General features: G+C 68.6%; 19 protein-coding genes. 12 read left to right on the forward strand and 7 right to left on the reverse strand.

Annotated features, from left to right (window positions below; translation table 11 throughout):
- Positions 1-17: 17 nt before the first annotated feature.
- The gene (gene edd, locus BLR29_RS21720) at positions 18-1844 is read right to left on the reverse strand and encodes a phosphogluconate dehydratase (RefSeq protein WP_092139437.1); all 1827 of its coding nucleotides are present in this window, start codon (positions 1842-1844) and stop codon (positions 18-20) included.
- Positions 1845-2270: 426 nt separating this feature from the next.
- Here edd and zwf point away from each other — a divergent pair, with 426 nt between their 5' ends.
- The 5 genes from zwf to BLR29_RS21745 are packed head-to-tail and all read left to right on the forward strand — an operon-like array spanning position 2271 to position 7559.
- Complete coding sequence (gene zwf, locus BLR29_RS21725; RefSeq protein ID WP_092139439.1) at positions 2271-3719, forward strand: glucose-6-phosphate dehydrogenase; 1449 nt, start codon at positions 2271-2273, stop codon at positions 3717-3719.
- A gap of 56 nt (positions 3720-3775) precedes the next feature.
- The gene (gene pgl, locus BLR29_RS21730; RefSeq protein WP_092139441.1) at positions 3776-4456 is read left to right on the forward strand and encodes a 6-phosphogluconolactonase; all 681 of its coding nucleotides are present in this window, start codon (positions 3776-3778) and stop codon (positions 4454-4456) included.
- A gap of 3 nt (positions 4457-4459) precedes the next feature.
- The gene (locus BLR29_RS21735; protein WP_092139443.1) at positions 4460-5488 is read left to right on the forward strand and encodes a glucokinase; all 1029 of its coding nucleotides are present in this window, start codon (positions 4460-4462) and stop codon (positions 5486-5488) included.
- A 5-nt stretch (positions 5489-5493) separates the two neighbouring features.
- A complete protein-coding gene (locus BLR29_RS21740; RefSeq protein WP_092139445.1) occupies positions 5494-6213 on the forward strand; it encodes a response regulator transcription factor in 720 nt (239 codons plus the stop codon).
- Positions 6213-7559, forward strand: coding sequence for a sensor histidine kinase (locus BLR29_RS21745; protein ID WP_092139446.1), 1347 nt, complete (start codon positions 6213-6215; stop codon positions 7557-7559). The genes BLR29_RS21740 and BLR29_RS21745 overlap by 1 nt, the downstream gene beginning before the upstream one ends.
- A 126-nt stretch (positions 7560-7685) precedes the next feature.
- On the opposite strand, the gene BLR29_RS21750 is transcribed toward BLR29_RS21745, so the two are convergent.
- Positions 7686-8621, reverse strand: a complete 936-nt coding sequence (locus BLR29_RS21750) for a 2-hydroxyacid dehydrogenase (protein ID WP_092139448.1) — start codon at positions 8619-8621, stop codon at positions 7686-7688.
- Positions 8622-8929: 308 nt separating this feature from the next.
- On the opposite strand from BLR29_RS21750, the gene BLR29_RS21755 reads away from it, so the two are divergent.
- Together BLR29_RS21755 and BLR29_RS21760 are read left to right on the forward strand one after the other, a co-directional pair.
- Complete coding sequence (locus BLR29_RS21755; RefSeq protein ID WP_092139450.1) at positions 8930-9661, forward strand: SDR family oxidoreductase; 732 nt, start codon at positions 8930-8932, stop codon at positions 9659-9661.
- Between the two features lie 471 nt (positions 9662-10132).
- Positions 10133-12007 (forward strand): OPT/YSL family transporter, encoded by a 1875-nt coding sequence (locus BLR29_RS21760; RefSeq protein WP_092139452.1) that lies wholly within the window; start codon positions 10133-10135, stop codon positions 12005-12007.
- A 25-nt stretch (positions 12008-12032) separates the two neighbouring features.
- Here BLR29_RS21760 and BLR29_RS21765 read toward each other — a convergent pair whose 3' ends face one another.
- A complete protein-coding gene (locus tag BLR29_RS21765; protein ID WP_092139453.1) occupies positions 12033-13442 on the reverse strand; it encodes a heavy metal sensor histidine kinase in 1410 nt (469 codons plus the stop codon).
- Positions 13439-14113, reverse strand: a complete 675-nt coding sequence (locus BLR29_RS21770) for a heavy metal response regulator transcription factor (RefSeq protein ID WP_092139455.1) — start codon at positions 14111-14113, stop codon at positions 13439-13441. Before BLR29_RS21770 ends, BLR29_RS21765 begins: the two co-directional genes overlap by 4 nt.
- Before the next feature lie 233 nt (positions 14114-14346).
- Here BLR29_RS21770 and BLR29_RS21775 point away from each other — a divergent pair, with 233 nt between their 5' ends.
- The 3 genes from BLR29_RS21775 to BLR29_RS21785 are packed head-to-tail and all read left to right on the forward strand — an operon-like array spanning position 14347 to position 20403.
- The gene (locus BLR29_RS21775; protein ID WP_092139456.1) at positions 14347-17652 is read left to right on the forward strand and encodes an efflux RND transporter permease subunit; all 3306 of its coding nucleotides are present in this window, start codon (positions 14347-14349) and stop codon (positions 17650-17652) included.
- Positions 17649-18914: an efflux RND transporter periplasmic adaptor subunit gene (locus BLR29_RS21780; RefSeq protein WP_092139458.1), complete on the forward strand. Its 1266-nt coding sequence runs from the start codon at positions 17649-17651 to the stop codon at positions 18912-18914. Before BLR29_RS21775 ends, BLR29_RS21780 begins: the two co-directional genes overlap by 4 nt.
- Positions 18898-20403: an efflux transporter outer membrane subunit gene (locus BLR29_RS21785; protein WP_092139460.1), complete on the forward strand. Its 1506-nt coding sequence runs from the start codon at positions 18898-18900 to the stop codon at positions 20401-20403. Before BLR29_RS21780 ends, BLR29_RS21785 begins: the two co-directional genes overlap by 17 nt.
- Positions 20404-20427: 24 nt before the next feature.
- On the opposite strand, the gene BLR29_RS21790 is transcribed toward BLR29_RS21785, so the two are convergent.
- Together BLR29_RS21790 and BLR29_RS21795 are read right to left on the reverse strand one after the other, a co-directional pair.
- Positions 20428-21915, reverse strand: a complete 1488-nt coding sequence (locus BLR29_RS21790; RefSeq protein WP_092139462.1) for a YncE family protein — start codon at positions 21913-21915, stop codon at positions 20428-20430.
- A 19-nt stretch (positions 21916-21934) separates the two neighbouring features.
- Positions 21935-22444, reverse strand: coding sequence for a DUF305 domain-containing protein (locus BLR29_RS21795; RefSeq protein ID WP_092139464.1), 510 nt, complete (start codon positions 22442-22444; stop codon positions 21935-21937).
- Positions 22445-22659: 215 nt separating this feature from the next.
- On the opposite strand from BLR29_RS21795, the gene BLR29_RS21800 reads away from it, so the two are divergent.
- Both BLR29_RS21800 and BLR29_RS21805 read left to right on the forward strand, forming a co-directional pair.
- The gene (locus BLR29_RS21800) at positions 22660-23208 is read left to right on the forward strand and encodes an RNA polymerase sigma factor (protein ID WP_092139466.1); all 549 of its coding nucleotides are present in this window, start codon (positions 22660-22662) and stop codon (positions 23206-23208) included.
- Positions 23205-24017 (forward strand): anti-sigma factor family protein, encoded by an 813-nt coding sequence (locus tag BLR29_RS21805; protein ID WP_092139468.1) that lies wholly within the window; start codon positions 23205-23207, stop codon positions 24015-24017. Before BLR29_RS21800 ends, BLR29_RS21805 begins: the two co-directional genes overlap by 4 nt.
- A gap of 99 nt (positions 24018-24116) precedes the next feature.
- Here BLR29_RS21805 and fumC read toward each other — a convergent pair whose 3' ends face one another.
- Positions 24117-25520, reverse strand: a complete 1404-nt coding sequence (gene fumC, locus BLR29_RS21810) for a class II fumarate hydratase (protein WP_092139470.1) — start codon at positions 25518-25520, stop codon at positions 24117-24119.
- Between the last annotated feature and the right edge of the window lie 57 nt (positions 25521-25577).

The following is a 25577-nucleotide window of genomic DNA, read 5'->3' on the forward strand; positions in this document are numbered from 1 at the left end:
CGCGCTAGCTGGGCTGATCAGCTTTCCTCGGCAAACAATGAGCACGCGCCGGTCTCGGCCGTGCTCACATGCGCGCGGAACCCCCCGAACAGGTCGCGGCCCACGCCGTGCCGGTTGGCCGTCAGGTCGGGCCGCTCGATGGGTCGCGCGGCCCATTCCGCCGGGTCCACCTTGACGGTCAGCACGCCCGCCGGCGCGTCCACGCGGACGATGTCGCCGGTGCGCACCTTGCCGATATCGCCGCCGGTCAGTGCCTCCGGGCACACGTGGATCGCCGCGGGCACCTTGCCCGATGCGCCCGACATGCGCCCGTCCGTCACCATCGCCACGTGAAAGCCGCGATCCTGCAACAGCGTCAGCGTGGGTGTGAGCTTGTGCAACTCCGGCATGCCGCATGATGCCGGGCCCTGCCACGGCAGCACGGCCACGAAATCGCGCTCGAGCTCGCCGCGCTTGAAGGCGGCCAGCAGGTCGTCCTGTCGATGGAACACGATGGCCGGCGCCTCCACGACCTGATGCTCGGGTTTGACCGCCGAGGTCTTGATGACGCAGCGCCCGAGGTTGCCGGCGAGCAGCTTGATGCCGCCATCCGCCGCAAACGGCTGGTCCGCGGCGCGGACGATGGTGTCGTCCAGCGTGGTCGCGGGGCCGTCGATCCACGTCAGCTGGCCCTCGCGCAGCACCGGTTCGCGTGTGTAGTCGCCGAGGCCGCGACCCACGACCGTGGTCACGTCGTCATGCAGCAGTCCCAGCGACAGCAGCCCGCGGATCACCACGGGCAGTCCGCCCGCCGCCTGGAACTGGTTCACGTCCGCGCGGCCGTTGGGATACACGCGCGCCAGCAGCGGCACCACGGCGGACAGCTCGTCGAAGTCGTCCCACGTGAGCTGGATGCCCGCCACGCGTGCCATCGCGATCAGGTGCAGCGTATGGTTGGTGGAGCCGCCCGTCGCCACCAGGCCGACGACCCCGTTGACAAACGCGCGCTCGTCGAGCACATCGGCAATCGGGGTATACCGGTCGCCGCCATGCACCAGACGCAACGCCTGGCGGGCGGATTCACGCGTCAGCGCCTCGCGCAGCGGCGTATTCGGGTTGACGAAGGCGGTGCCCGGCAGGTGCAGGCCCATGATCTCCATCAGCATCTGGTTCGAGTTGGCCGTGCCGTAGAACGTACAGGTGCCGGGGCCGTGGTACGACCGGGTCTCGGCCTCCAGCAGTTCCTCGCGGCCGATCTTGCCTTCGGCGTAGAGCTGGCGGATATGGGCCTTTTCCTCGTTGCCCATGCCCGTGGTCATCGGGCCGCCCGGCACGAACACGGCCGGCAGGTGGCCGAACGACAGCGCGCCCATCACCAGCCCGGGCACGATCTTGTCGCACACCCCGAGGTACAGCGCGCCGTCGAACATCTGGTGCGACAGCGCCACCGCGGTCGCCATCGCAATCACGTCGCGCGAGAACAGCGACAGGTCCATGCCATCCTGGCCCTGCGTCACGCCATCGCACATCGCTGGCGTGCCCCCCGCGAACTGCGCGGTGCCGCCGGCTTCCAGCGCGGCTTCCTTGAGCCATTGCGGGAACACGGCCAGTGGCTGGTGCGCGGACAGCATGTCGTTGTAGGCGGACACGATGGCCAGGTTGGGCCGCGCCTGCGCCTTGAGCCGGATCTTGGCGTCCTCGGGCATGGCCGCCACGGCGTGGGCGAGGTTGGTACACGACAGATTGGCGCGTTCGACCTTCTGGCCGGCCATGGCACGGGTGCGGTCGAGGTAAGCCTGCCGCGTGGCCGCGCTGCGGGACACGATGCGGGCCGTGACCCGTTCAAGGACTGGGTGACGTGGCATGGAGTTCTCCTGTAGGGCGCTATCAGCGTAGCCGAAAATTCTCCGCTGCGTGACCGCCAGCGCACCGGTGGCGGGGCCTGCGGCGGGCGTCGTCGACGTCGGCGAATACCAGTGGGATCGATGGCGGACGGGGATGTTCCGGCGCCCCGAGACATGGCGATCCGCGCGGCGGCCTCGTCGTGAGTCGCGGCGGATTGTGGCAAAAGCCGCACGCGTGTGCGCCGGCCGATGGCGCTTCGGATCCACGCAGAAACGGGTACGCTGCGCGCCGCATCGTGGTGCCGTGGGCCGCTTTTGCCACCGCGCCGCCGCATCATTTGCGGCACCTTCCCCTGCCCAAGCGGCAGCGAGTGACGTAACATGGCCGGAACAAATGCGCCGCCCCGGGGGGCGCTCCCACATCCCCGCAAGGAGCCCAGGGTGAGCATGCCCGATTTCGACATGGTGCTGTTTGGTGGCACCGGTGACCTGGCGCGGCGCAAGCTGCTGCCGTCCCTCTTTGACGCGCATCGCGCGGGCATCCTGCACCCGTCCGCGCGTATCCTGGCCACCGGCAGCCACGCGCAGACCACCGAGCAGTACATCGCCACGCTGGAAGATACCGTGCGGCCGGCCCTGGAGCATGCGCCGCCGGAAGCCTGGGCATCCTTTCTCGCGCGCATCTGCTACGTGCAGGCCGATGCACGCCAGCCTGCGCACTTCGACGCGCTGGCCGAGAAGGTGCTCTCCCGCAAGCCGGAGGTCGTGGTCTGCTACCTGGCCACCGCCCCGCACATCTTCGTGCCGATCTGCGAGCAACTGGCGCGCACCGGCCTGAACACCCCCAACGTGCGCGTGGTCCTGGAAAAACCGCTGGGCCACGACCTCGAGTCGTCCGAGGCGATCAACGCCGCCGTGGCGCAATACTTCGCCGAGGACCAGATCTACCGGATCGACCACTATCTGGGCAAGGAATCGGTCCAGAACCTGATGGCGATCCGCTTCGGCAACGCGCTGTTCGAGCCGCTGTGGCGCCGCGAATGGGTGCAGGACGTGCAGATCACCATCGCCGAGGAGCTTGGCGTCGAAACGCGCGGCGACTTCTACGACCGCACGGGCGCGCTGCGCGACATGGTGCAGAACCACCTGGTGCAGCTGCTGTGCATGGTGGCGATGGAGCCCCCGGCCAGCCTGTCCGAAGACGCCATCCGCGACGAGAAGATCAAGATCCTCAAGGCGCTCAAGCCCATCACGCCGCAGGACGTGGCCGAGAAGACCGTGCGCGGCCAGTATCGCGCCGGCGCGGTCGGTGGCAAGCCGGTGCCGGGCTATCTGGACGAGCAGGGCATCGCGTCCGACAGCCGGACCGAAACCTTCGTCGCCATCAAGGCCGAGATCGCCAACTGGCGCTGGGAAGGCGTGCCGTTCTACCTGCGCACCGGCAAGCGCATGCAGTCGCGCGTGGCCGAAATCGTCATCCACTTCCGCGATGTGCCACACGCCATCTTTCCCAAGCCGCTCACCCTGTCGCCGCAGAACCGGCTGGTGATCCAGCTGCAGCCCGAGGAAAGCATCCGGCTCTACTTCCTGGTCAAGCAGCCTGGCGACACGCTGGAGCTGACGCCCACCTCGCTCGATCTCGACTTCGCCAACTCGTTCAAGGTCCGCCGCGCGGGGGCGTATGAACGCCTGCTGCTGGACGTGATTCGCGGCCGCCTGGGTTTGTTCGTGCGGCGCGATGAGCAGGTGCAGGCCTGGCGCTGGGTGGAGCCGATCATCGACACCTGGGGCGAGAGCACCGTGCCGCCCAAGCCGTATACGGCGGGCACCTGGGGGCCGGCGGCCTCCTCGGCGCTGATGTCGCGCGACGGCGCGCTCTGGCACGAAGAGGTCTGATTCGCGGCAGCCCCGACCACCCGACACTCCGACAACCCCGACCAAAGGAACCCGCCATGCGGCAATTCGAACACGCCTCCGTGATGGACCAGGCCGAATCGCTGGCGATTTCCGTCAGCCATGCGCTGGACCTCGTGATCCAGGCCAAGGGCTGGGCCGTGCTGGCCGTATCGGGCGGGCGATCGCCCGTGCCGATGTTCGAGCGCCTGCGCTACCGGCCGATCCGCTGGGAAGCGGTGACCGTGACGCTGGTCGACGAACGCGTTGTCCCGCCGGACGACGCGGCCAGCAATGGCGCGCTGGTGCGCAACAGCCTGCTGCGGGAAGCGGCGGGCGTCGCCGCATGGGTGCCGCTGATCCAGGACGCGGCCGAGGCCACGCAGCCGCTGCGCGCCGTCGCGCGGCTCAACGAGCGTTTCCAGCAGCCGGACGTGGTGGTGCTCGGCATGGGCGAGGACGGTCACACGGCGTCCCTGTTTGCCGATGCGCCGGAACTGCAGACGGCGCTCTCCGACCCGAACCCCGGCTACCTCATCACCCATCCTTCCAGCGCGCCGCATGCGCGCATCACGCTGAACCTGGCGGCCCTGCTGGCTGCGGAGCGCACGTTCCTGGCGATTGCCGGCGAGAAGAAGGCTGAAGTCCTCGCGCGTGCGCTGGAGGCGCCCACGCCGGCGCTGCCCGTCAGCCTGGTGCTGGCCCGGCATCGTCATGGCGTGGATATTTTCCGGACCTGACCCATGGCCAAGGCTCGTCACGCTACGCAACCGGCATCCTCCTATCCCCGTTTGCTCGCCGACGTGGGCGGCACCAACGTGCGCCTGGCGCTGGAGACCGCGCCAATGCAGATCGGCGACGTCAACGCGCTCAAGGTGGCGGACTTCCCGTCGCTGGAGGCCGCGATGCGGCACCACCTGCAGGGCATTGGCGGACCGCTGCCGCGCCACGCCTCGATCGGCCTGGCCAACCCGGTCACCGGCGACCACGTCAAGCTGACCAACCACAACTGGGCGTTCTCGATCGAAGCCATGCGGCAGGCGCTGCAACTCGACACGCTGGTGGCCATCAACGATTTCACGTCGCTGGCACTGGCGCTGCCGCACCTGCCCGCCGCAGGGCTGGTGCAGGTGCGTGCAGGCACGGTGGTGCCCACGGCGCCGCGTGCCCTGATCGGGCCGGGCACGGGGCTGGGCGTCTCGGGCCTGATTCTCGCGCCGGGCGGCGCCGCCGTGGCATTGGCGGGCGAGGGCGGGCACATCGAGGTCATGCCGGTCACGGATGACGAATGGATTGCCTGGCACGCGGCCCACAAGTCACTGGGCCGGGTGTCTGCCGAACGGCTGCTGTCGGGCATGGGCCTGTCTCATATCCATGCCGCGCTGGCCGCAGAAACGGGTACGCTTTTGCCCGACCCCCTCACGCCGGCGCAGGTTACCGAGGGGGCCATTCAGACCGGCGACCCCTTGTGCCGGCGCGCGTTTGACGCGTTCTGCGGCCTGCTGGGATCGGTGGCGGCGGACGTGGCGCTGGTCCTCGGTGCCCGGGGTGGCGTCTATATCGGCGGCGGCATCGTGCCGCGCTTTGTCGATGCGGTGCGCGCCTCGCCTTTCGGCGAACGCTTTGCCGCCAAGGGCCGCATGGGCAACTACCTGGCCGACATCCCGGTCTTCGTGATCACGGCCGACTACCCCGCGCTGCCGGGCCTGGCCCGCGCGCTGGCGGACCGGCTCGACGACGATATGCGTCACGCCGCGACGCCCCATTCCTGAACGACATGCGTGTACTGCTGGTGGAAGACGACGCCATGATTGGCGAGAGCGTGAAGGTTGCGCTGCGCCAGGAAGGCTTTACCGTGGACTGGGTGCGCGATGGCGACGCCGGGCTGGATGCCGCATCGGACCAGCACGGTCCGCGCGCCGATGGCGGCTACGATCTGGTCCTGCTGGACCTCGGCTTGCCGCGACGCTCGGGGCTGGATGTCCTGCGCGCCATGCGCGCGCGCAACGTGCGCACCCCGGTGCTCATCCTCACCGCGCGCGACGCGGTGGCGGACCGCGTGGCCGGCCTGAACGCGGGCGCCGACGACTATCTGATCAAGCCGTTCGACCTGCAGGAACTGGCCGCACGGATGCACGCGCTGGCCCGCCGCGCCGAGGGCCGCGCCGAGCCGGTGCTGCGCTATGGCGACATCGTGCTGAACCCCGCCACGCGCGAGGCCACCCGGCAGGGCACGGCGATTCGCCTGTCGGCGCGCGAGTTCGCGCTGCTCTCGGCGCTGATGGCGCGCCCCGGCAAGGTCTGGTCCGTCGCGCAGTTGCAGGAGCGGCTTTACGGCTGGGATGACGAGGTGGGCAGCAATACCGTCGAGGTCTATATCCACGCGCTGCGCCGCAAGTTCGGGGCCGCGCTGATCCGCAACATCCGGGGGGTCGGCTACGTGATGCCGCAACTCGACGACCAGGCGGCCAGCAGCGCCGAGGGGACGCCGGACTGATGCGATCGATTCAACGTACGTTGCTGTGGTGGCTGGCCGCGGGGCTGGCGGCGGGCATCGCTGTGGCCACCGGGCTGATCTACGCGCAGGCCCGGCAGGAAGCCAACGCGCTGTTCGACTACCAGATGAAGCAGGTGGCGGCTGCGCTGCCGAGCCAGTTCTCGAATCCCGTGGCGCCCCCGCCGTTCGATGCCGGCAGCGGAGGCGCCAACGCGGACCTGCTGCATGCCGACGAGGACGTCGTCATCCATATCTGGGACGGCTCCGGCCGCAGCCTGTATCTGTCGCATGCGCATCCCGTGTTGCCGCCGCGCGCGGAACTGGGCTTTTCCGATGTGCGGACCGATTCGGGCGAGTGGCGCATCTACAGCGTCCAGCTCGGGCCGGCCGTGGTGCAGATCGCCCAGCCGCTGAGCGCGCGTCGCACGCTGGCCGCGCATATGGCGCTGCGTACGGTGGCGCCCCTGCTGCTGCTGTTGCCGCTGCTTGGCTGGCTGGTCTGGATGGCGGTGGGGCGCGGATTGCGGCCCTTGCGCGAGATTGCTGCCGAAGTGCAGGCGCGCGATGCCAGTACGCTGGCGCCACTGGCCCTGCGCCAGATGCCCGATGAGATCGCGCCGCTCTCGCACGCGCTGAACCAGTTGCTGTCGAGGCTGGCGCAGGCGATCGACACCCAGCGCGCGTTCGTTGCCGACGCGGCCCACGCCTTGCGCACGCCGCTGGCTGCCTTGCAACTGCAGGCGCAACTGGTGGAGCGCGCCGGCAATCCGGAGGCCCGGCAGGAAGCCGTGGGCCAGCTCCGGCGCGGCTTGGAGCGTCTGACGCACCTGGTGGCCCAGCTCCTGACGCTGGCGCGCCAGGAGCCCGGCGCCGCGCCGCCGCCGCACGAGCCGGTGGACCTGCGCGCGCTGGCCGCGGAAGTCGTGGCCGAGATGGCGCAGGCGGCCATCGACCGCGATATCGACCTCGGGCTCGAGGCCACGGCGGCAGGCGAGGCGACCGTCACGATTCGCGGTGATGCCGATGCGCTGCGCATCCTGCTGACCAACCTTATCGACAATGCGCTCTGCTACATCCCGGCCGGGAGCCGCGTCGACGTGCACGTGATCCCCCAGGCGGACGGCAAGGCCGTCGCGCTGGAGGTCACGGACAACGGCCCGGGCATTCCGGCGACCGAGCGGGCGCGCGTGTTCGACCGCTTCTATCGCGCGCCGGAGGCGCCGACGGGCGGCAGCGGACTGGGGCTGGCCATCGTGGCCGAGATCGCGCAATCGCACGGCGCCCATGTGTCGCTGGAAGACGCCGCACCGGGCTTGCGGGTGCGGACGGTGTTTCCGGCGGCGTGAAGCGCCGGGAGGCTGGCTACCGGAATGCGGGACCGCGCGGCGGCTGGCCTGTCTAGAAGGCCCGGATAGCCCGGATTGCCGCAAGCCCGGTCGCAAGGGCCAGCCGTCGGCATCCGAAGGCAGCGTTCAGTTCACCGGCGCGAACAGCGGCTCGCCGGCAAAGTGGCGGCGGGCGTTCTCGATGAACTGATTGACCGAGGCCTGCACGGCTTCCGGCGACCAGCCGGCCATGTGCGGCGTCAGCACGACGTTCGGGCAATCGAACAATTCCACCGGCGGCGCCGGCTCGCTTTCGTATACATCGAGCCCCGCGCCACCGAGTTCGCCGGCGTGCAGCGCGTCGGCCAGCGCCGACGTGTTGACCACGCTGCCGCGCGCGATATTCACCAGGAAGCCGTTCGGCCCCAGTGCGCGCAGCACCGGGGTATCGACCAGATGGCGCGTATCCGCGCCGCCCGGCGTGGCGATCACCAGATAATCCGCCCATTCGGCCAGCGCCTTGACGTCAGCGAAATACTCGAACGGCACGTCTGGGCGCGCCCGGCGGTTGTGATAGCCGATCTCCAGATCAAATCCCTGCCCGCGCTGCGCAATGCGGCGGCCGATGGTGCCCAGGCCGACGATGCCCAAGCGCTTGCCGGACAGGTTGGGCGGCAGCGGCAGCACGTTGCGCCAGATGCCGTCGCGTGTGGCGCGGTCCAGCGCCGGCACGCGGCGCACCGTGGCCAGCAGCAGCGCCATCGCGTGGTCCGCCACGCAGCTGTCGTTGGTGCCGGCGCCATTGCCCACGGCAATGCCGCGCGCGCGGCATGCGGCGATGTCGATGTTCTCGTACCCGGCGCCCAGCGCGCAGACCAGTTCCAGTTCCGGCATGGCGCCGATCTCGTCGGCGGACAGGCCCGTGGAACCGTTGGTCAGCACCGCGCGGAAGCGCGTGCCGTGAGTGGCCACTTCGGCCACGCGGCCTGCGGACGTTGGGGCGTAGCGGATATCGTAGGCCTCACCGATGCGGGCGAGATGGTCGGAATCGATCTGGATCAGGACAAGCAGGGCGGGCTTCATGACGTGACAGCGGGGCAACTGAGCAAGGAGGCGTAATGGGGAGTGTCGGAGCGTTGCCATGCACGGCGGGGCGGATGGCGCACAAACCGACGCCACATTCTATGCCCGGACCCGAAATGCCGCTCGACCAGTTTGGCCTGCGGGCGCCCCGAGGCGGGCGCAGGATGCGGCTCCCCTGCGCCCGATTATCAAATCCTCGACAACAGTGATTCCTCCACGGACCCGATGATGCGGCGCGCGGATTTGGCCACAATCGTCGGTGTTGGCTGGCAAGCCTGCCGGCCGGATTCCGTACAAGGAGCGTCCCCATGTTTCCCGATTTTTCTTCCGCACGCGTGCTCGTCGTCGGTGGCAGTTCCGGCATCGGACTGGCCACGGCCAAGGCCTTTGCTGCCCACGGCGCCCAGGTGACCATTGCCTCGCGCAATGCCGACAAGGTTGCCGCCGCCGTTGCCGAGGCCTCGGCCGGGGCGCGCGGCACGGTGCAGGGCGCGCAGATCGATACGACGCGCGACGACGACGTGGTGCGCTTCTTCGCCGACGGCCAGCCGTGGGATCACGTGGTGGTGTCCGCCGCGCAGACGCCGACCGGGCAGGTCCGCAAGCTGCCGCTGGCCGATGCCTACGCCGCGTTCGACAGCAAGTTCTGGGGCGCGTATCGCGTGGCGCGCGCGGTGCAGATTCGCGATGGCGGGTCGCTGACGCTGGTCTCCGGCTTCCTCGCCACGCGGCCGAGCAAGGCCTCGGTGCTGCAGGGCGCGATCAACGCCGCAGTGGAGGCGATTGCCCGCGGGCTGGCGCTGGAACTGTCGCCGGTGCGCGTCAACACGGTGTCGCCGGGGCTGATCGCCACGCCGCTGTGGGACAAGCTCGATGCCACCGCGCGCCAGTCGATGTATGACGGCGCGGCCGCCAGCCTGCCGGCAAAGCGCGTCGGCCAGCCGGAAGACGTCGCCAACGCGATCCTCTACCTGGCCGGCACGCCGTTCAGCACGGGCAGCACCGTACTGGTCGATGGCGGCGGGGTGATCGCGGGGTGATCGCCCGAGGCCTGGAAGACGGCCAGCCACCGGCATCGGCGATGGTCCGGCGAGCCATCGTCACACGTGCTTCGCGTGGCTATCACGTGGTCATCGAGCAGCGATCGCGCAGTCGGCGATTCACGCAGAATCGGGTACGCTTTGACGCGCGGACGCGCTGCGCCGTCCCGCGCCAGCCCTGATGGCATAAGGGCTGGCGGGGAATTCGAAAGGCGCTCGGCAGGCCTCCGGCGCGCGCGCAGAAACGGGTACGCTTTTGCCGCGCGTGGCGCGTGGCGCGTGGCGCGTGGCGCGTGGCGCGTGGCGCTCGGCGTCCCGCGCCTCGCTTCCCACATCTCCCCTCACACCTCCTGCCTCCCGCGCTTCTTGCCCTGAGGCGATCTGCCGCAACGATCGCGCTGACGGGCGAGCCTTTCCCGTATGCTTGCGATCAGGTTCGCGACGGCGAGCCACCGTTGCCGGATCGCTCCCATGTCCTCCACCGTGACCCAACCCGCGCCCCGCTGGCGCTGGCTCCCCGCTCCGGGCAGCTGGCAATACCACGCCTTGCTCGGCGCGGCGGGCATGCTCGTGCTGGGGCCGCTGGGCGGCGTGGCGGCGGCCTATATGAATTTCTCGCTCGGCTTCTTCGTGGGCGGGCAGGTGCTGGCCGGCATCCTGGGCTCGGCGGTGACCGCCGGTTATGGCGCGGCGGGGCGGCACGGCGCCAACTACATCCAGACTGCGGCGGCTTCCGTGGCCGGCATGGGCGGCATGGCCGTCGTGATCCAGGCGATGGGATGGATGGGCATGGCCGCGCCGTCGCTGTGGCAGCTGATCGGCTACATGCTCTGCATCGGCATGTATGGCGTCGGCGTCGGCATGCTGTATACGCCGTTGCTGGTCGATCGCATGCAACTGACGTTTCCGTCCGGACTGGCCGTGGCGAATATCCTGCGCGCGCTGACTGACCCCGTGCTGCTGCGGCGGTCGGTGGCGCGGCTGGCCGGTGGCATGGGGCTCGGCGTGGTGGCGGGCGTCGGCGCCACGCGCATCGCGTTCCTGGGCGCCATCGACTTGTCGGCTTCGACGTTCGGCGCCGGCATGATCGTCGGCGCCCGGATCGGGCTGGCCGCGCTGGTCGGCGGGCTGACGGGCTGGGCCCTGACGCCTTACTTCGTGTCGATTGGCTGGCTGGCGCCGGGCGATCCGTACCGCAAGATCACCTTCCTGTTCGCGCTGGGGATGATCATGGGCGCGGCGGTGGTCGACGTGTCGCTGCTGCTGGCGCGCGCGTGGCGGCAGATGCGGTCGGGTTTGCCGTCCACGGTCGGTGGCAGGGATCGCGACGCAGCCAGGGTCGCAGATCCGTTCGCAACGCTCGACGCGGATGGCAACAAGGTTCGCGACGCGGTTCGCGGCAACCGGCGCCCCGCATCGCCGCCGATGCGCTGGATCGCGTTGTGGGTCGTGTTCTGGGGCGCCGCCGTGGTCGCCACCGGTGCGATGTGGTTTGGCCAGCCGGTCGGCTATCAACTGATGGCGGTGGTGCTGGTGCTCGTGTTCGCGCTGGTCAACGGTATCTCGGTGGGGATGGTGGACCAGAACCCGATCTCCTCCGCCTTCGTGCTCACGGTCATCCTGATGGCGGCCGTGGGGTTGCGGCAACCGCATGTCGGCCTGATTGCCGCGACGGTGCTGCTGATCTCCACCGCCGAGGCCTGCGACATGCAGCAGGACCGCTCCACGGGCTGGCGGCTCGGGACCGATCGCATGGTGCAGTTCGGCTATCAGGTGGTCGGCATCATCATGGGCGCGGTGCTGGCCGTGCTGCTCGCGCGGCTGTTCATGCAGGCCTATCCCGTGCTGTGGCTTGACCAGACCACGCTGCCGGCCGACCAGCAGCCGGCCCGGTGGACGTCGGCCATGACCTACAAGATCGTTGGCGCGCTGCGCAGCATGACGGAAGACAAGCCGTACCAGCGGCTGGCCGTGTGGATCGGACTGGGGATCGGCCTTGCGACCGAAATCCTGCGCAAGCTGATCCTGGGGTCGGCATGCTATCGGCGATTTGCCACGACCGGCCGCGCCGGGAGGATCTGCGATTTCCTGCTCGATGCCATCGTGCTGCCGTCGCCGTACGCGTCGTCGTTCGGTGGTTTTGTGAACCTGCCGGCGGCTGCGTGGATGGCGGCTGGCGGCGTGCTGGCGAGCGTGGCGGAAAGCCGGGCAGCCCCGGCGTCGAAAGACGCTGGCCTGCCGGAAGATATGAGTACGACCTCGCTGGTGGGTGGTGGCCTGATTGCGGGCGATGCCCTCGCAGCGCTTGGGCTCGGATTGATGGGGCTAGTCGCAGTCGTGGTCTAAGAGGCCATCTCAAAAAGACCCGTCTCTACACCTGACCGACCGGCGTCCGCCCGGGAAACTCCAGGCGGAATCTCGTCACCTTGCCGGGGGTCGACTCCGCCTGCACCGAGCCATGATGCAGATCCATGATGGTCTTCACGATGGCCAGCCCGATGCCTGAGGATTCCCCCGAATTGGCGCGCGCCGGGTCTCCACGGAAGAATCGGTCGAACAACCGGGGCAGATGGTCGGGCGCGATGCCGGGCCCCGGATTGCACACCTCGATGCGCGCCTGCCCGCCCTCCTCGCGTCCCACCAGCACGATCGCTTCCCCCGCAGGCGTGTATCGAACCGCGTTCGAGATCAGGTTGCCGATCGCACGCCGCAGCAGCATCGGATCGGCGAATACCTTGCCGTGCGCGTCGACGCGAATCGTCACCTCCCTGGCTTCCGCCAGCAGCTCGAAGTAGTCGGCCTGCCGGGCCAGTTCATCGGCCAGGTCGAGCGTCGTGCAATGCATGGCCACGCGCGCATTGTCCGCGCGAGCCAGGAACAGCATGTTCTCGATCATGCGTGCCAGGCGCTCGTACTCTTCGACGTTCGATGCCAGCAGCGCCTGATATTCCTCCGTGGAGCGGTCGCTCGATAACGTCACCTGGGTCTGGCCGAGCAGGTTGCCGATCGGCGTGCGGAAGTCGTGCGCCAGGTCCATCGAGAACTGTGAAAGCCGGTCGTATCCCTCGTGCAGTCGCGCGATCATCTGTTGCAGCGCCAGTGCGAGTTCCCTGAGTTCCAGCGGCAGCTCCGCAGGGTCGATGGCGAGGTCGGCGCTGGAGAAGGTGATCGCGTGCGTGCCGGCGGCGATGCGTCGCAGCGGCGCCATGCCGGCGCGCAGCGCCGCGTACCCGAGGCCGCCCGCCGTCAACGCCCCCAGCAACGTGGCCAGCGCCAGTTTCCAGCGATAGGCGCGCAGCAGCGCCATACGGGAAATCGCCATCTGGTAGACCACCACCTGCATCGGCGTATCGACCTCCGGTATCCGCGCCATCAACCGAATGCCGCGTACCGTGTGACCGTTTGCGCCTACCCAGCTGTGGATCGCGCTGGCGTCGACGGGGGCGGCCATGGCCAGCGAGGGGAAGTCGGGCGGTGTTCCGGCGTTGGCATTGGCCGTGACCCGGACCCTGCCATCCGCCCCCCGCACTGTCAGCGCGAACTCGTCATTCCCGGACACGATGCGGCTTAGCTCGCGCCATCGATCGTTGCCCGCGACATGGTGCTCGGCCAGCTCCGCGCGCACGCGCGTGGCCTTGCGCATCAGCTCCGCGTCGTCGCGCTCGACGATCTGCATGGCCAGCGCGCGATAGAGATAGGTGCCCACGGCCCCGAAGGCACAGCCCGCGACCAGCGCGAAGGCCAATGCAAGGCGCGTCGTCAGCGAATAGGCTCGTTTCACGGTTGCCGCTTCTCGAGCACGTAGCCGATCCCGCGCACGCTGTGAATCAGCTTGGGCGCGAAATGATCGTCCATCTTGGCACGCAGCCTGCGCACGGCCACATCGACGACGTTGGTGTCGCTGTCGAAATTCATGTCCCAGACGTGGGAGGCGATCTGGGTGCGGCTCAACACTTCGCCATGACGCCGGGCCAGGAAGTGCAGCAGCGCGAATTCGCGCGGGGTCAGGTCGATGCGTTGCCCGGCGCGGTTCACCCGGTGGCGGATGAGGTCGATCTCCAGGTCTTCGATCTCGATCCGGTCGGCTTCGCGTACCGGCCCGCGCCGCAGCAGCGTGCGCACGCGCGCCAGCAGTTCCACGAACGCGAAAGGCTTGGCGAGGTAGTCGTCGCCGCCCAGCTCCAGGCCGCGTACGCGGTCCTCCACTTCGTCGCGCGCGGTCAGGAACAGCACCGGTGTGTCCTTGCGCTCGCGCAGTTGCCGCAGGAGGTCCCAGCCGTTCATGCCCGGCAGCATCACGTCGAGGATGATCAGGTCGTACTCGTGCTCCGTGGCCTGGTGCAGGCCATCGCCGCCCGTCACGGCCAGATCCACGACAAAGGAGGACTCCGTCAGGCCCTTGCGCAGGTATTCACCTGTCTTCGGTTCATCTTCCACCACCAGGATCCTCATCACCGCTCCCCTTCCGTGCATTGCCGCGTGTTGCCGCGTGTTTCCGTGCCAGGCGTGGCGTTGCCCGCCAGCCATTGCGAGCCGATCTTAGCGCCGGCCCTCGCGGCAGTGGATGACAAGACTGTAATCGTTTCGTTCGCATCCGGCACCCCGCCCGCTCCATAGAATCCGCAGGACTCGCCAGCCCCCGCCAGCAGGGCCGGACGCATGGCGGGCATCCGGGAGAAATCGAAATGTGGATTGTCAGGCTCGCCCTGGGGCGACCCTATACGTTCGTGGTGTTGGCGATCTGCCTGTTGCTGGCGGGTCCGCTGATGATCCTGCGCACGCCGACGGACATCTTTCCGTCGATCAACATCCCCGTGGTCAGCGTGGTCTGGTCCTACAACGGCCTGTCGGCCGAGGACATGTCGCGCCGGATCGTCACAGGGTACGAGCGGTCACTGACCAACAGCGTCGACGACATCGAGCACATCGAGTCCCAGACGCTCAGCGGCGTGTCCGTGATCAAGGTGTTCTTCCATCCGGGCGCCGACATCAATCGCGCCATCGCGCAGACCACGTCGGGCGCGCAGTCCTTGCTCAAGACCATGCCGCCGGGCACCACGGCGCCGCTGATCCTGAGCTACAGCGCTTCCACCGTGCCGATCCTGCGGCTGGCTCTCGGCAGCGACCAGTTGCCGGAACAGGAGCTCTACGACCTCGGCAACAACTTCATCCGCACGCAGCTGGCCACCGTGCAGGGCGCGTCGGTGCCGCTGCCATACGGCGGCAAGGTCCGGCAGGTCATGGTCGACCTCGATACCCGCGCACTGCAGGCGCGGGGCCTGGCACCGCTGGACGTGGTCAATGCCATCAACGCACAGAACCTCATCCTGCCCGGCGGCACGGCCAAGATCGGCGCGCTGGAGTATCGCGTCGACCTGAATGGCAGCACGCAGACCGTCGCGGCGCTGAACGACCTGCCGGTCACGAGCGGGCCGGGCGGCGTCGTCTATGTCCGCGACGTGGCACAGGTGCATGACGGCTACGCGCCGCAGACCAATGTGGTGCGGCGCGACGGCAAGCGCGCCGCGCTCCTCGAGATCGAAAAAAGCGGCAATACCTCCACCTTGTCGATCATCGCCCAGATCAAGGCCATGCTGCCGAAGGTCACCGCCGGCCTGCCGAAGTCGCTGCAGGTGCAGCCGATCTCCGACCAGTCCGTGTTCGTGACCTCCGCCATCGACGGCGTCCTGCACGAGGCATTGATCGCCGCCTGCCTGACCGCGCTGATGATCTTGCTGTTCCTCGGCAGCTGGCGGTCGACGCTGATCATCGCCATCACCATCCCGCTGTCCGTGCTGGCGGCGCTGATCGCGCTGTCCGCACTCGGCGAAACGCTGAACATCATGACGCTCGGCGGGCTGGCACTCGCCGTGGGCGTGCTCGTCGACGACGCCACGGTGGCGATCGAGAACATCACCCACCATCGCGAGATGGGCAAGCCGCTGGAGACGGCCATCCTCGATGGCTCGGCGCAGATCGCGCTGCCCACGCTGGTGTCCACGCTCTGCATCTGCATCGTGTTCCTGCCGATGTTCATGCTGAGCGGCGTGGCGCGCTACCTGTTCGTGCCGATGGCCGAAGCCGTGGTCTTCGCGATGATGGCGTCGTACTTCCTGTCGCGTACGCTGATTCCGACACTGGCCCACTACCTCCTGCGCGGCGAGGCTGCCGATGGACCGCCGGCTGCACAGTTGGCGGCGGATGCGGCGCCACCTCCGGGCCATCTCCGGCACATCGGCAGCTTCCTCGGCCGCCTCTTCCACGGCCTGCATCAGCGCTTCGAGCACGCGTTCGAGGCGGTGCGGCTGCGCTATGCCGGCGTGCTGCGGGCCGCGCTGGCCGCGCGCCGACGCACGGTGGCCATCTTCCTGATTGCTTGCGCGGGATCGATGGCGCTGGTGCCGTTCCTCGGTCAGGACTTCTTCCCAAGCGTGGATAGCGGCGAGATCCGCCTGCACATGCGCGCCCGCACCGGCACGCGCATCGAGGAGACGGCCCGCATCGCTGATCAGGTGGAGGCGTCAATCCGCCAGACCATCGGCCCGGCCCGCGTCGCCAGCATCGTCGATGATATTGGCCTGCCGGTTAGCGGCATCAACCTGACCTACGACGCCGCGCTGCCGATCGGCACGGCGGATGCCGAGATCCTGGTGTCGGTCAAGCCGGGCAGCGGCGGCACGGCCGCGGATATCGACAAGCTCGGCACGCTGCTGCCCAAGGCCTTTCCTGGCGTGAGCTTTTCGTTCCTGCCGGCGGATATCGTCAGCCAGATCCTCAATTTCGGATTGCCGGCGCCGATCGACGTGCAGATCGTCGGCAATGACCTGGCCGGCAACCGCGTCGTGGCCAATCGCCTCGCGCGCCTGCTGACTGCCGTCCCGGGCCTTGCGGACGTACACCTGCAGCAACCCGCCGACCAGCCCGCGCTGACCATCGACGTGGACCGAACCCGCGCCTTGCAGGCAGGCCTGTCGCAGCGCGACGTGGCGCAAAACCTGCTCATCTCGCTTTCCGGCAGCGGCCAGACATCGCCAAACTTCTGGCTCAACCCGAAGAACGGCGTCAGCTATCCGCTGATGGTCTCCGTGCCGCAGTACGCCATGGGGTCGCTGCAGGCCCTGGCGAACATTCCCCTCGGGCTCGGTGCCGACACTGCGGCACAGGGCGGCGCCGGTCAGGTCGGGCTGTTCGGCACCGTTACGCGGACCAGCCAGCAAGGCGTGGTGTCGCACTACAACGTGCAACCGGTGCTGGATATCTTCGGCGCGGTGCGCGGGCGCGACCTCGGCGCGGTGGCGACCGATATCGACCGCATCGTCGCGCGTGTGCGCAAGGATTTGCCAGCCGGATCGGACGTGGTGGTCCGGGGGCAGGTGCAGACCATGCGGACCTCGTTCGTGGGGCTGGTGGGCGGGCTCGGCGCGGCGATGGTGCTGGTGTATCTGCTGATGGTCGTCAACTTCCAGTCCTGGCTCGACCCGCTGGCCATCGTCGGTGGCTTGCCCGTCGCGCTGTCCGGCATGGCATGGATGCTGTTCGCGACCGGCACCACCATCAGCGTGCCCGCGCTGACGGGCGCCATCATGTGCATCGGCATTGCCACGGCCAACAGCATCCTGGTGGTGAGCCGCGCGCGCGAACTGCTGGGCGAAGGCATGGCCCCGGTGCAGGCGGCCTTCGAGGCTGGCACCGGCCGCTTCCGCCCGGTGGCGATGACCGCGCTCGCCATGCTGTTCGGCATGGTGCCGATGGCACTGGGCGCGGGCAGCGCGGGCGCCCAGAACGCACCGCTCGGCCGGGCCGTCATCGGCGGGCTGGCGTTCGGTTCGATCGCCACGCTGGTGCTGGTGCCCGTCTTCTTCGCCATGCTGCATCACTGGCTGGGCGGCCGGATGCGCGTTGCCCAATCGCCTCCAGCCACCTCCCCAGTCACGCCCTCAGTCACGTCTTCAGTCACGTCTTCAGTCACGCATACGGCAGATCCCAGATGAAACCTTCCACGACGCCCCCACCCGTCGATGACCTTCCGCCTTCGGGGCGGCATTCGTTGGCGCCACGGCATGTCGGGCTGGCCCTGGCGGTGTGCGCGCTGGTGGCCGGTGCGCTGGCGCTCGGCATCGTGCCGCGCCTGCAGGCGCATGCGGTGCTTGCGAAGCGCACGGCTCAGGCGACAGTACCCGCGGTCGCCATCGTCCGGCCCGGCGCGGCCGCCGCGCAGCGCGAGATCGTCTTGCCGGCCGATGTCCGGGCCTATCAGGACGCCCCGGTGTACGCCCGCGTCAGCGGATACCTGCGGCGCTGGTACGCGGATATCGGCGCGCAGGTCACGCAGGGGCAACTGCTCGCCGAGATCGATGCGCCCGAAGTGGCGGACCAGCTCCGGCAGGCGCGCGCGGACGAAGCCACCGCCGCCGCCAATTTCGCGCTGGCCAAGAGCACGGCCGAGCGCTGGAAAGACCTCCAGCAATCCAACTCGGTCGCGCAGCAGGAGACCGACCAGAAGGTCGCCGACATGCAGGCGAAGGGCGCCGTGCTGGCGGCGGCGCGCTCCAATACATCGCGTCTGGCGCAAATGGCGTCCTATACGCAGATTCGCGCGCCGTTCGACGGCATCATCACCGCGCGCAACGTCGATACCGGCGCATTGATCGATGCCGGCAGCAGCCCCAGCCAGGGCCGCGAGCTGTTCCACCTCTCGGCGGGCCGTACGCTGCGTGTGTATGTGCAGGTGCCGCAGGACGACAGCGGCATCGTGGGGCCGGACACCGAGGCGTGGCTCACGCTGCCGCAATCGCCGGGGCAGCGTCTGCCGGCCACTGTCGCACGCAATGCCGGCGCGATCGACCCGGTGACGCGCAGCCTGCGCGTGGAGCTGGATGTCGATAGCCATGACGGACGCATCCTGCCCGGCGCGTATGCCGAAGCGCACCTGAGCGCCAAGGCCGCGCGCGCGGGGTTCGACCTGCCCGCCAACACCTTGCTGTTTCCGGCGCAGGGGCCGTCCGTCGCCATCGTTGGCGACGACGGGCGGCTGGCGATCCGGCGCGTCACGCTCGGCCGCGATTTCGGCTCGCACGTGGAAGTGTTGAGCGGCCTGCAGGGCAACGAACGCGTCGTGGTCAATCCGGGCGATGGCGTGGTGGCCGGCACACCAGTGCAGGTCGTGGCCGATCGCGCCCCGTCCGCGCCACCACCGGCACTATCTCGCGCCCCTGCCACCCAACCATCCAGCGATCATGCCAGTCACTCGTAACTATCGCGGCACGCCTGTCCGCAAGCGGCGGCTCGCAGCGGCGGCATTGGCCGCGATCGTCCTGCTCGCGGGATGCGCCACGGCGCCGCCTTACCAGCCGCCCGCCATCGACCTGCCGCAGTCCTACAAGGAGGCCGGGGCGACGCCGGCTCATCCCGGCGGCCCTGCCAACCTCTCGGCGGTGTGGTGGGGGGTGTATGGCGACGACGACCTCGACACGCTGGAAGCACGCATCGACGTCTCCAGCCAGACGCTGCGCAAGGCCGTGGCGCTGTGGCAGGATGCGCGCGCGCAAGTGCGGGTGGCCAGGTCCGCGTACTTTCCCACGGTGAGTGCCGGCGTCAGCGTCAGCAACAGCCATACGTCCGCCAACGTCGCCGGCAAGTCCCTCGCGGGCAAGACCACGCCCGACCACACGCTCGGGCTCACTGCTTCATGGGAGCCCGATCTGTTCGGCCGCATCGGCAACACCGTCGACGCAGCGCAGGCGCACGCCGAGGCCAGTGCCGATGACGTCGCGGCGGTCCGGCTCGGCCTGCAGGCGGAACTGGCCACCGACTACTTCGGCGTGCGTTCGCTCGATCGTGAAGCCGCGTTGCTGCAGCGGACGATCGACACCTATACGTCGGTGCTGGAACTCGTGACCAACCGCTATCGCGGTGGCATTGCGACGCAAGGCGACGTGGCCCAGGCGCGCGCGCAACTGGAGAGCACGCGCGCGCAGTTGTCGGACCTGCAACTCAACCGGGCCCAGCTGGAGCACGCCATCGCCACGCTGGTCGGCGAGTCAGCCAGCCGCTTCTCGTTGCCGCCGTTGCAGGCGGATACGCCTGCGGCGCATCTGCCCGTGGTGCCCGCGGCAGTGCCATCGCAATTGCTGGAACGCAGGCCCGACATCGCGTCGGCGGAGCGCCGCGTGGCCGCTGCCAATGCCCAGGTCGGCGTGGCGCGCGCGGCGTTCTTTCCCGATCTGATACTCGCGCTGGGCGGTGGCCTGGAAAGCACCAACCTGGCCGGCTGGCTGACCGCGCCCAGCCGCTTCTGGGCCATCGGGCCGGCGCTCGTCGGCACGATCCTGGATGGCGGCCGGCGCCGTGCCAACGCGGACAGCGCCCGCGCGCAGTTCGATGCCAGCGCGGCGGACTATCGGCAGACCGTGCTGCACGCATTCCAGGAAGTGGAGGACGGCTATGCCGCCGTGCAGGCGCTGCAAAACGAAGCCGCTAGCCAGCAGGCCGCATCGGAGGCGTCGGCGGAGGCCCTGCGCATGGGGATCGACCGCTACCGGAAGGGCGCCGTGGCTTATCTGGAAGTGGGCGTGCTGGAAGGCGCGGCGCTCGCGAGCGATCGGGCACTCGAGAATGTCCGGCGCCGGCAACTGGTGGCGAGCGTGAGCCTCGTGAAGGCGCTCGGCGGCGGATGGGAGCCAGCCGGTCAGGCCACGGCACGCGATGGGACGCGTGCCGTGGCCGCCGCCCCCGCGCCATGATGGCGCGTGGCGATGCGCCGGCCATCAGAGCCGTTGCAGCTGCACCGGCGTGCCCGGCTTGCCATCGACCTGGGGGGCCACCATCAGATAGCGCCGCTTGTCCGTGGCCGTCGAGCCCGGCGCCACCACCTGTCGAATCGGCCCGATCGAATTGACGATTGCCGAGCCGGCCGGGTTGGTCATGAACGTCGCCAGCGCTTCCACGTTGCCGCTGCCATCCGGCTTGTCCGACAGCGCCAGCACATATGCGGACTTGGGCTGCAGCCCCGTGACGGAGGCCTGTAGCACCTGCACGAGGCCCTGTTCGAACAGCGTGACGCTGGTGGGCGCCGTGCCATCGTTGCTACCGCCCGCCGCTGCCAACGCGAGGTGCGTGGCCTGACCGGCAACCCCGAGCGGCTGCAGGTTCTGCGTGCCATCGCCCTCCGTTACCGCGTTGGGTACGTAGGCAATCGCCTGCGGCGCCTGCCCGACCGGCACGGTGGCAACGACCTGGTTGGTGGCCGTGTCGATTGCCGCGAGCGCGTCGGCATTCTCAAGACCCACGTAGATGCGCGAGCCATCGCCGGACGGCCAGATCCCGTGCGGCAGGTTGCCGACCGGGATCGTCGCGACCTGCGAGAAGTCATCGGTACGGAACACCTTGACCTGGTTCAGGCCGCCGATGGTGACGTAGGCGAACGTACCCTTGGCCGTGTGCGCGAAGTTGACGTGGTTTGTGATCGGCCCGGTGTCGAGGGTCTTGATCAGCGAGAACGGCGGGCGCGCATCGAAGACCTGCGTGCGGCCCACGTCCTTGAGCGTGAACCAGACCTGCCTGCCATCCGGCGTGGCGGCGATATTGGGGCAGAACGGGCTGTCCTGCTTCACGGTGCCGACGATCTTGTGATCGGCCACGGATACGACCTTGGTTTCCGGATTGAATGACGAGCAGATATAGCCGTACTTGCCGTCCGGCGAGAAGATCTGCATGCCGGGGCCGGCGGGCGTGACGATGCGCGTCTTCTCCTGGAACGTCTTCGCGTCGAGCACGGCGACGTAGTTCTCGCCGCGCACAGTGACCCACACCTCGCGGCCATCGGGCGTGTAGAACGCCTCGTGCGGCGAACGCCCGACATAGGTCGTGTGCCGGACCGTGTTGGTCTGCGTATCGATGAACGTCACCGAGTTCGATCCGATCGAGACGATCGCCAGCATGCGGTGGTCGGGCGAGAAGCCCATGCCATGCACCAGCACCTGGCCGCGATAGAGCGGACTGAAGTTGCCCGGTGAAGGATCGCCAAGGCGAATCACGCCGAGCAGCTTGTTGTCGACGGGATCGGTCACGGACACCGTGTTGGAGAACTGCTCAGCGGCGTAGATCCGGTCCTTGTGGCTGACGGGGATATCGGGCGCGGACAACGCGCCGGGTGCCTGGCCGGCCCAGGCGAGCGGGGCGGCGAGCGTGGCCGCCAGTGTGGTGCCCACCAGCGCGGCGCGGGCCAGCGCGGTGGAAAGGATGTTGCGTGTCATCGAGGCTCCTGCGGGGTTGTCATTCGTGGTGGGACATCGGCTTGCCATGCTGCATGCCGTGGCCGGGTGCCGCTGGCGATGCTGACGGTGGTGCCGACGGTGAAGGGGGCGCCGCCGCCGCAGCCGTCGGCGCGGGGGCCGAAGGCGGCAGCGGCTGGCCGAGCGCCAGCCGCATCGCGGCGATCTCCTGTTGCTGGTCGACGATGATTTCCTGCGCGATGCGTCGCAACTGCTCGTTGCTGCCGTAGCGCAGGAACGCCCGGGCCATGTCGATCGCGCCCTGGTGGTGGGGGATCATCATCGCGACGAAATCCTTGTCGACATCGCCGGTCGGCTTGACGGCCATGTCGGCCATCATCTGGTTCATGGCGGCGTCGTTTTCGCTCAGGAACGCGGATTCGTCGGCAGGCGGGCCGGCGAACGCGGTGGAGGCGCCGAAGGCGGCCAACGCGGTGACCAGTATGGTCACCAATGAGGTGGCACGCGCGGCACGTCGTGTGGAAACGGGTCGCGCGGAAATGGTTGTCATGGGTGGCTCCCTGTCGTGGCCCGCAGGCCGTCATCCGCGTATACACGGGCGCGACGCGCTTATTCCATCGACGCCAAAAAATCGTGGGTGGCGCGTGCGGCGCTTCCGGGGCGAGCCAGGAAAAATGTCAGGGGGGAGGCGGAATAAACGGCCGCGCGCGCGTGTATGCAACAAGAGAGCGCTGGCCAGGGGGGCCGGCGCGGCAAGGATGGACGATGAGCATCCGCAACGCCCTGATCGATCACGTGCCTCGGCTGCGCCGCTACGCGCGCGCGCTGATTCACAACCGGGAACTGGCCGACGACCTCGTGCAGGACACGCTCGAGCGCGCGCTCGGCCGTACGGAGCAGTTTCGAGCCGGCGCCGACCCGCGCGCCTGGCTGTTCGCGATCATGCACAGCCTCTACGTCAACCACGCGCGCCGCGCGTCGGCCCGCGCGGTCCACGTTGCCATGGATGAGGACATGTTCGGCGACGATGCCCTGGCCATGCCCGACGGCCAGACCCGCGCGCATGAAATGCGTGACCTGGACGAGGCGCTCCAGCGGCTGCCGGCCGAGCAGCGCGCGGTCGTGCTGCTGGTTGGCCTGGAGGACATGAGCTATGCGGAGGTTGCGCTGGCGCTGGATATTCCCATCGGCACGGTGATGTCGCGGCTTTCGCGCGGGCGCGAGCGATTGCGGGTGCTGATGGCGGGCGAGGCCCCGGGAGATGGCAAGGCGGGTGGCAAGGCAGGTGGTCCGAAACTGAGGGTGGTGCGATGAACGAGCAACGAACTACCGTCGACGAGGCGGAGCTGCATGCGTATGTCGATGGGCAACTGTCGTTCGATCGGCGCGCGGCGGTCGAGCGTGCGCTCCAGGCGGACCCCGCACTGGTGGCCCGCGTGGATGCGTACCTCGCGCAGAAGCATTGGCTGCATGCGCGCTATGACGATGTGCTTGACGAGCCCGTGCCGCACCGGCTGCGTCCGGGTGATGCGCCGCGCGCCGCGTGGCCGCGCTGGATGGCGATGGCCGCGATGCTCGTGCTCGGCATTGGGATCGGCATCGGCATGGACGTCGGTGGCCTGCCGGGCGCGCTGGTGGCCTCGCGCGAGGGCAAGATCGCGCGGGCCGGTGGCGAGGCGCCGGCCGGCTTTGCCCGCCAGGCCGCGCTCGCCCATGTGGTCTACATGCCTGACGTCGTCCGGCCCGCCACGCTCGGCGCCGATCGCGAACAGGACTTCGTGCAATGGCTGTCGGACCGGCTCGGCACCGCCGTCCATCCCCCGGTGCTGACGCGTAGCGGCTTCGAGCTTGTCGGCGGCCGATTGCTTCCCGATGCCGGCGGCGACGTCGCGCAGTTCATGTATCGCGATGCCGGCGGCCAGCGGATCACGCTGTGCATCTCCCGTCGCAAGGCGGACAGCAAGACCACCGCGTTCCGTCTCTATCAGGATGGTTCGGTCAACGTGTTCTACTGGATCGACGGCGACTTCGGCTATGCCGTCTCCGGCGGCATCGGCCGTGACGTCCTGCTGGAACTGTCGCACGACGTGCACGCGCAGCTTGAGGGGGCGCGTGGGCGCTGACGTGTCGCGGCCGGCGGTCTGCAACCGGATGTCAGCTGGCCGAAGTCATCGTGGAGAAGACCGCCGGCGGATTTCCGCCGGCTGACTTCCATCGTCGGATCAGACCTCCCGGGTCATCCCCTTGAAGTCGATCCACTCGTCGAATTGCGCATCGTTGAGGTGGCCGGAGGCAATCGCGGCCTCGCGCAGCGACAGGTTCTTCTTCACCGCCAGCTTGGCGATCTCCGCGGCCTTGTCGTAGCCGATGTGCGGATTCAGCGCCGTCACGGACATCAGCGAGCGTTCCAGCAATTCCTGGATCCGCGCGCGATCGGGCTCCACGCCTTCCACCATGTGTTCGGCGAAGCTCGACGCCGCATCGGCCAGCAGCGTCACCGATTGCAGCAGGCTGTAGACGATCACCGGCTTGTACGCATTGAGTTCCAGCGTGCCGAGCCCGTTGGCGAGCGTCACCGTCGTGTGGTTGCCGATGATGCGGCAACAGACCATCGCCAATGCCTCGGCCTGTGTCGGATTGACCTTGCCCGGCATGATCGACGACCCCGGCTCATTGGCCGGCAGTTGCAGCTCCGCAAAGCCGGCGCGCGGGCCAGACCCCAGCAGCATGAAGTCTCGTGCGATCTTCAGGAATGACGAGGCCGTCGTATTCAGCGCGCCCGAGAGGTCGGCCAGTGCATCGTGGGCGGCTTGCAGCGCGTAACGGTTGGGCGCCGGTTCGAAGGGCAGGCCCGTGTAGCTGGCCAGCGCGCGCGCAAACGCGGCAGCGAATCCCGGCGGCGCATTCAGGCCGGTGCCCACCGCGGTGCCGCCCTGCGGTACCGGCATCGCACGCAGCATGGCCTGCTGCAGGCGCGACTGCGCATCCGACACCTGGGTCATGTAACCGGAAAATTCCTGGCCGAGCGTCAGCGGCACGGCGTCCTGCAAGTGCGTGCGGCCGACCTTGACGATGTCCGCGAACGCCTCGACCTTCTTCGCGAAGGTTTGCTGCAGCTTTTCCAGCGATGGCAGCAGGGTTTGCTGGATCGCGCGGGTGGCCGCGATATGCATCGCCGTGGGAAAGCTGTCGTTGGAAGACTGGCTGGCGTTGACGTGGTCGTTGGGATGAACAGGCTTCTTGCTGCCGACCTCGCCGCCGAGGATCTGGATCGCACGGTTGGCGATGACCTCGTTCAGGTTCATGTTGGTCTGCGTGCCGGACCCGGTCTGCCAGACCGACAGCGGGAACTCGCCCGGCCATTTGCCGGCGATCACTTCTTCCGCCGCCTGTTCGATGGCGTGCGCCAGGTCCGGCTTGAGCACACCCAGCTCGTGGTTGGCACGGGCCGCGCAGAGCTTGAGGACGGCGAAGGCTTCGATCAGCGCCGGCGGCATCTTTTCGCTGCCGATGCGGAAGTTCTGACGAGACCGTTCGGTCTGGGCACCCCAGAGATGATCGGCGGGGACGGCGACGTCTCCCAGGCTGTCTTTCTCGATACGGGTGGCGGGCAACTTCTCGGACATGAGCGGACTCCTTGAGGAAGAGATCACAGCAAGCAACGCAAGATCCTTAGCATAGCC

The organism is Cupriavidus sp. YR651, assembly GCF_900101625.1.
Lineage (GTDB): Bacteria > Pseudomonadota > Gammaproteobacteria > Burkholderiales > Burkholderiaceae > Cupriavidus.

Coding starts and splice junctions, on each gene's coding strand:
- edd (WP_092139437.1), bottom strand. CDS start 1,844: ATGCCACGTCACCCAGTCCTTGAACGGGTCACGGCCCGCATCGTGTCC.
- zwf (WP_092139439.1), top strand. CDS start 2,271: ATGCCCGATTTCGACATGGTGCTGTTTGGTGGCACCGGTGACCTGGCG.
- pgl (WP_092139441.1), top strand. CDS start 3,776: ATGCGGCAATTCGAACACGCCTCCGTGATGGACCAGGCCGAATCGCTG.
- BLR29_RS21735 (WP_092139443.1), top strand. CDS start 4,460: ATGGCCAAGGCTCGTCACGCTACGCAACCGGCATCCTCCTATCCCCGT.
- BLR29_RS21740 (WP_092139445.1), top strand. CDS start 5,494: ATGCGTGTACTGCTGGTGGAAGACGACGCCATGATTGGCGAGAGCGTG.
- BLR29_RS21745 (WP_092139446.1), top strand. CDS start 6,213: ATGCGATCGATTCAACGTACGTTGCTGTGGTGGCTGGCCGCGGGGCTG.
- BLR29_RS21750 (WP_092139448.1), bottom strand. CDS start 8,621: ATGAAGCCCGCCCTGCTTGTCCTGATCCAGATCGATTCCGACCATCTC.
- BLR29_RS21755 (WP_092139450.1), top strand. CDS start 8,930: ATGTTTCCCGATTTTTCTTCCGCACGCGTGCTCGTCGTCGGTGGCAGT.
- BLR29_RS21760 (WP_092139452.1), top strand. CDS start 10,133: ATGTCCTCCACCGTGACCCAACCCGCGCCCCGCTGGCGCTGGCTCCCC.
- BLR29_RS21770 (WP_092139455.1), bottom strand. CDS start 14,113: ATGAGGATCCTGGTGGTGGAAGATGAACCGAAGACAGGTGAATACCTG.
- BLR29_RS21775 (WP_092139456.1), top strand. CDS start 14,347: ATGTGGATTGTCAGGCTCGCCCTGGGGCGACCCTATACGTTCGTGGTG.
- BLR29_RS21780 (WP_092139458.1), top strand. CDS start 17,649: ATGAAACCTTCCACGACGCCCCCACCCGTCGATGACCTTCCGCCTTCG.
- BLR29_RS21785 (WP_092139460.1), top strand. CDS start 18,898: ATGCCAGTCACTCGTAACTATCGCGGCACGCCTGTCCGCAAGCGGCGG.
- BLR29_RS21790 (WP_092139462.1), bottom strand. CDS start 21,915: ATGACACGCAACATCCTTTCCACCGCGCTGGCCCGCGCCGCGCTGGTG.
- BLR29_RS21795 (WP_092139464.1), bottom strand. CDS start 22,444: ATGACAACCATTTCCGCGCGACCCGTTTCCACACGACGTGCCGCGCGT.
- BLR29_RS21800 (WP_092139466.1), top strand. CDS start 22,660: ATGAGCATCCGCAACGCCCTGATCGATCACGTGCCTCGGCTGCGCCGC.
- BLR29_RS21805 (WP_092139468.1), top strand. CDS start 23,205: ATGAACGAGCAACGAACTACCGTCGACGAGGCGGAGCTGCATGCGTAT.
- fumC (WP_092139470.1), bottom strand. CDS start 25,520: ATGTCCGAGAAGTTGCCCGCCACCCGTATCGAGAAAGACAGCCTGGGA.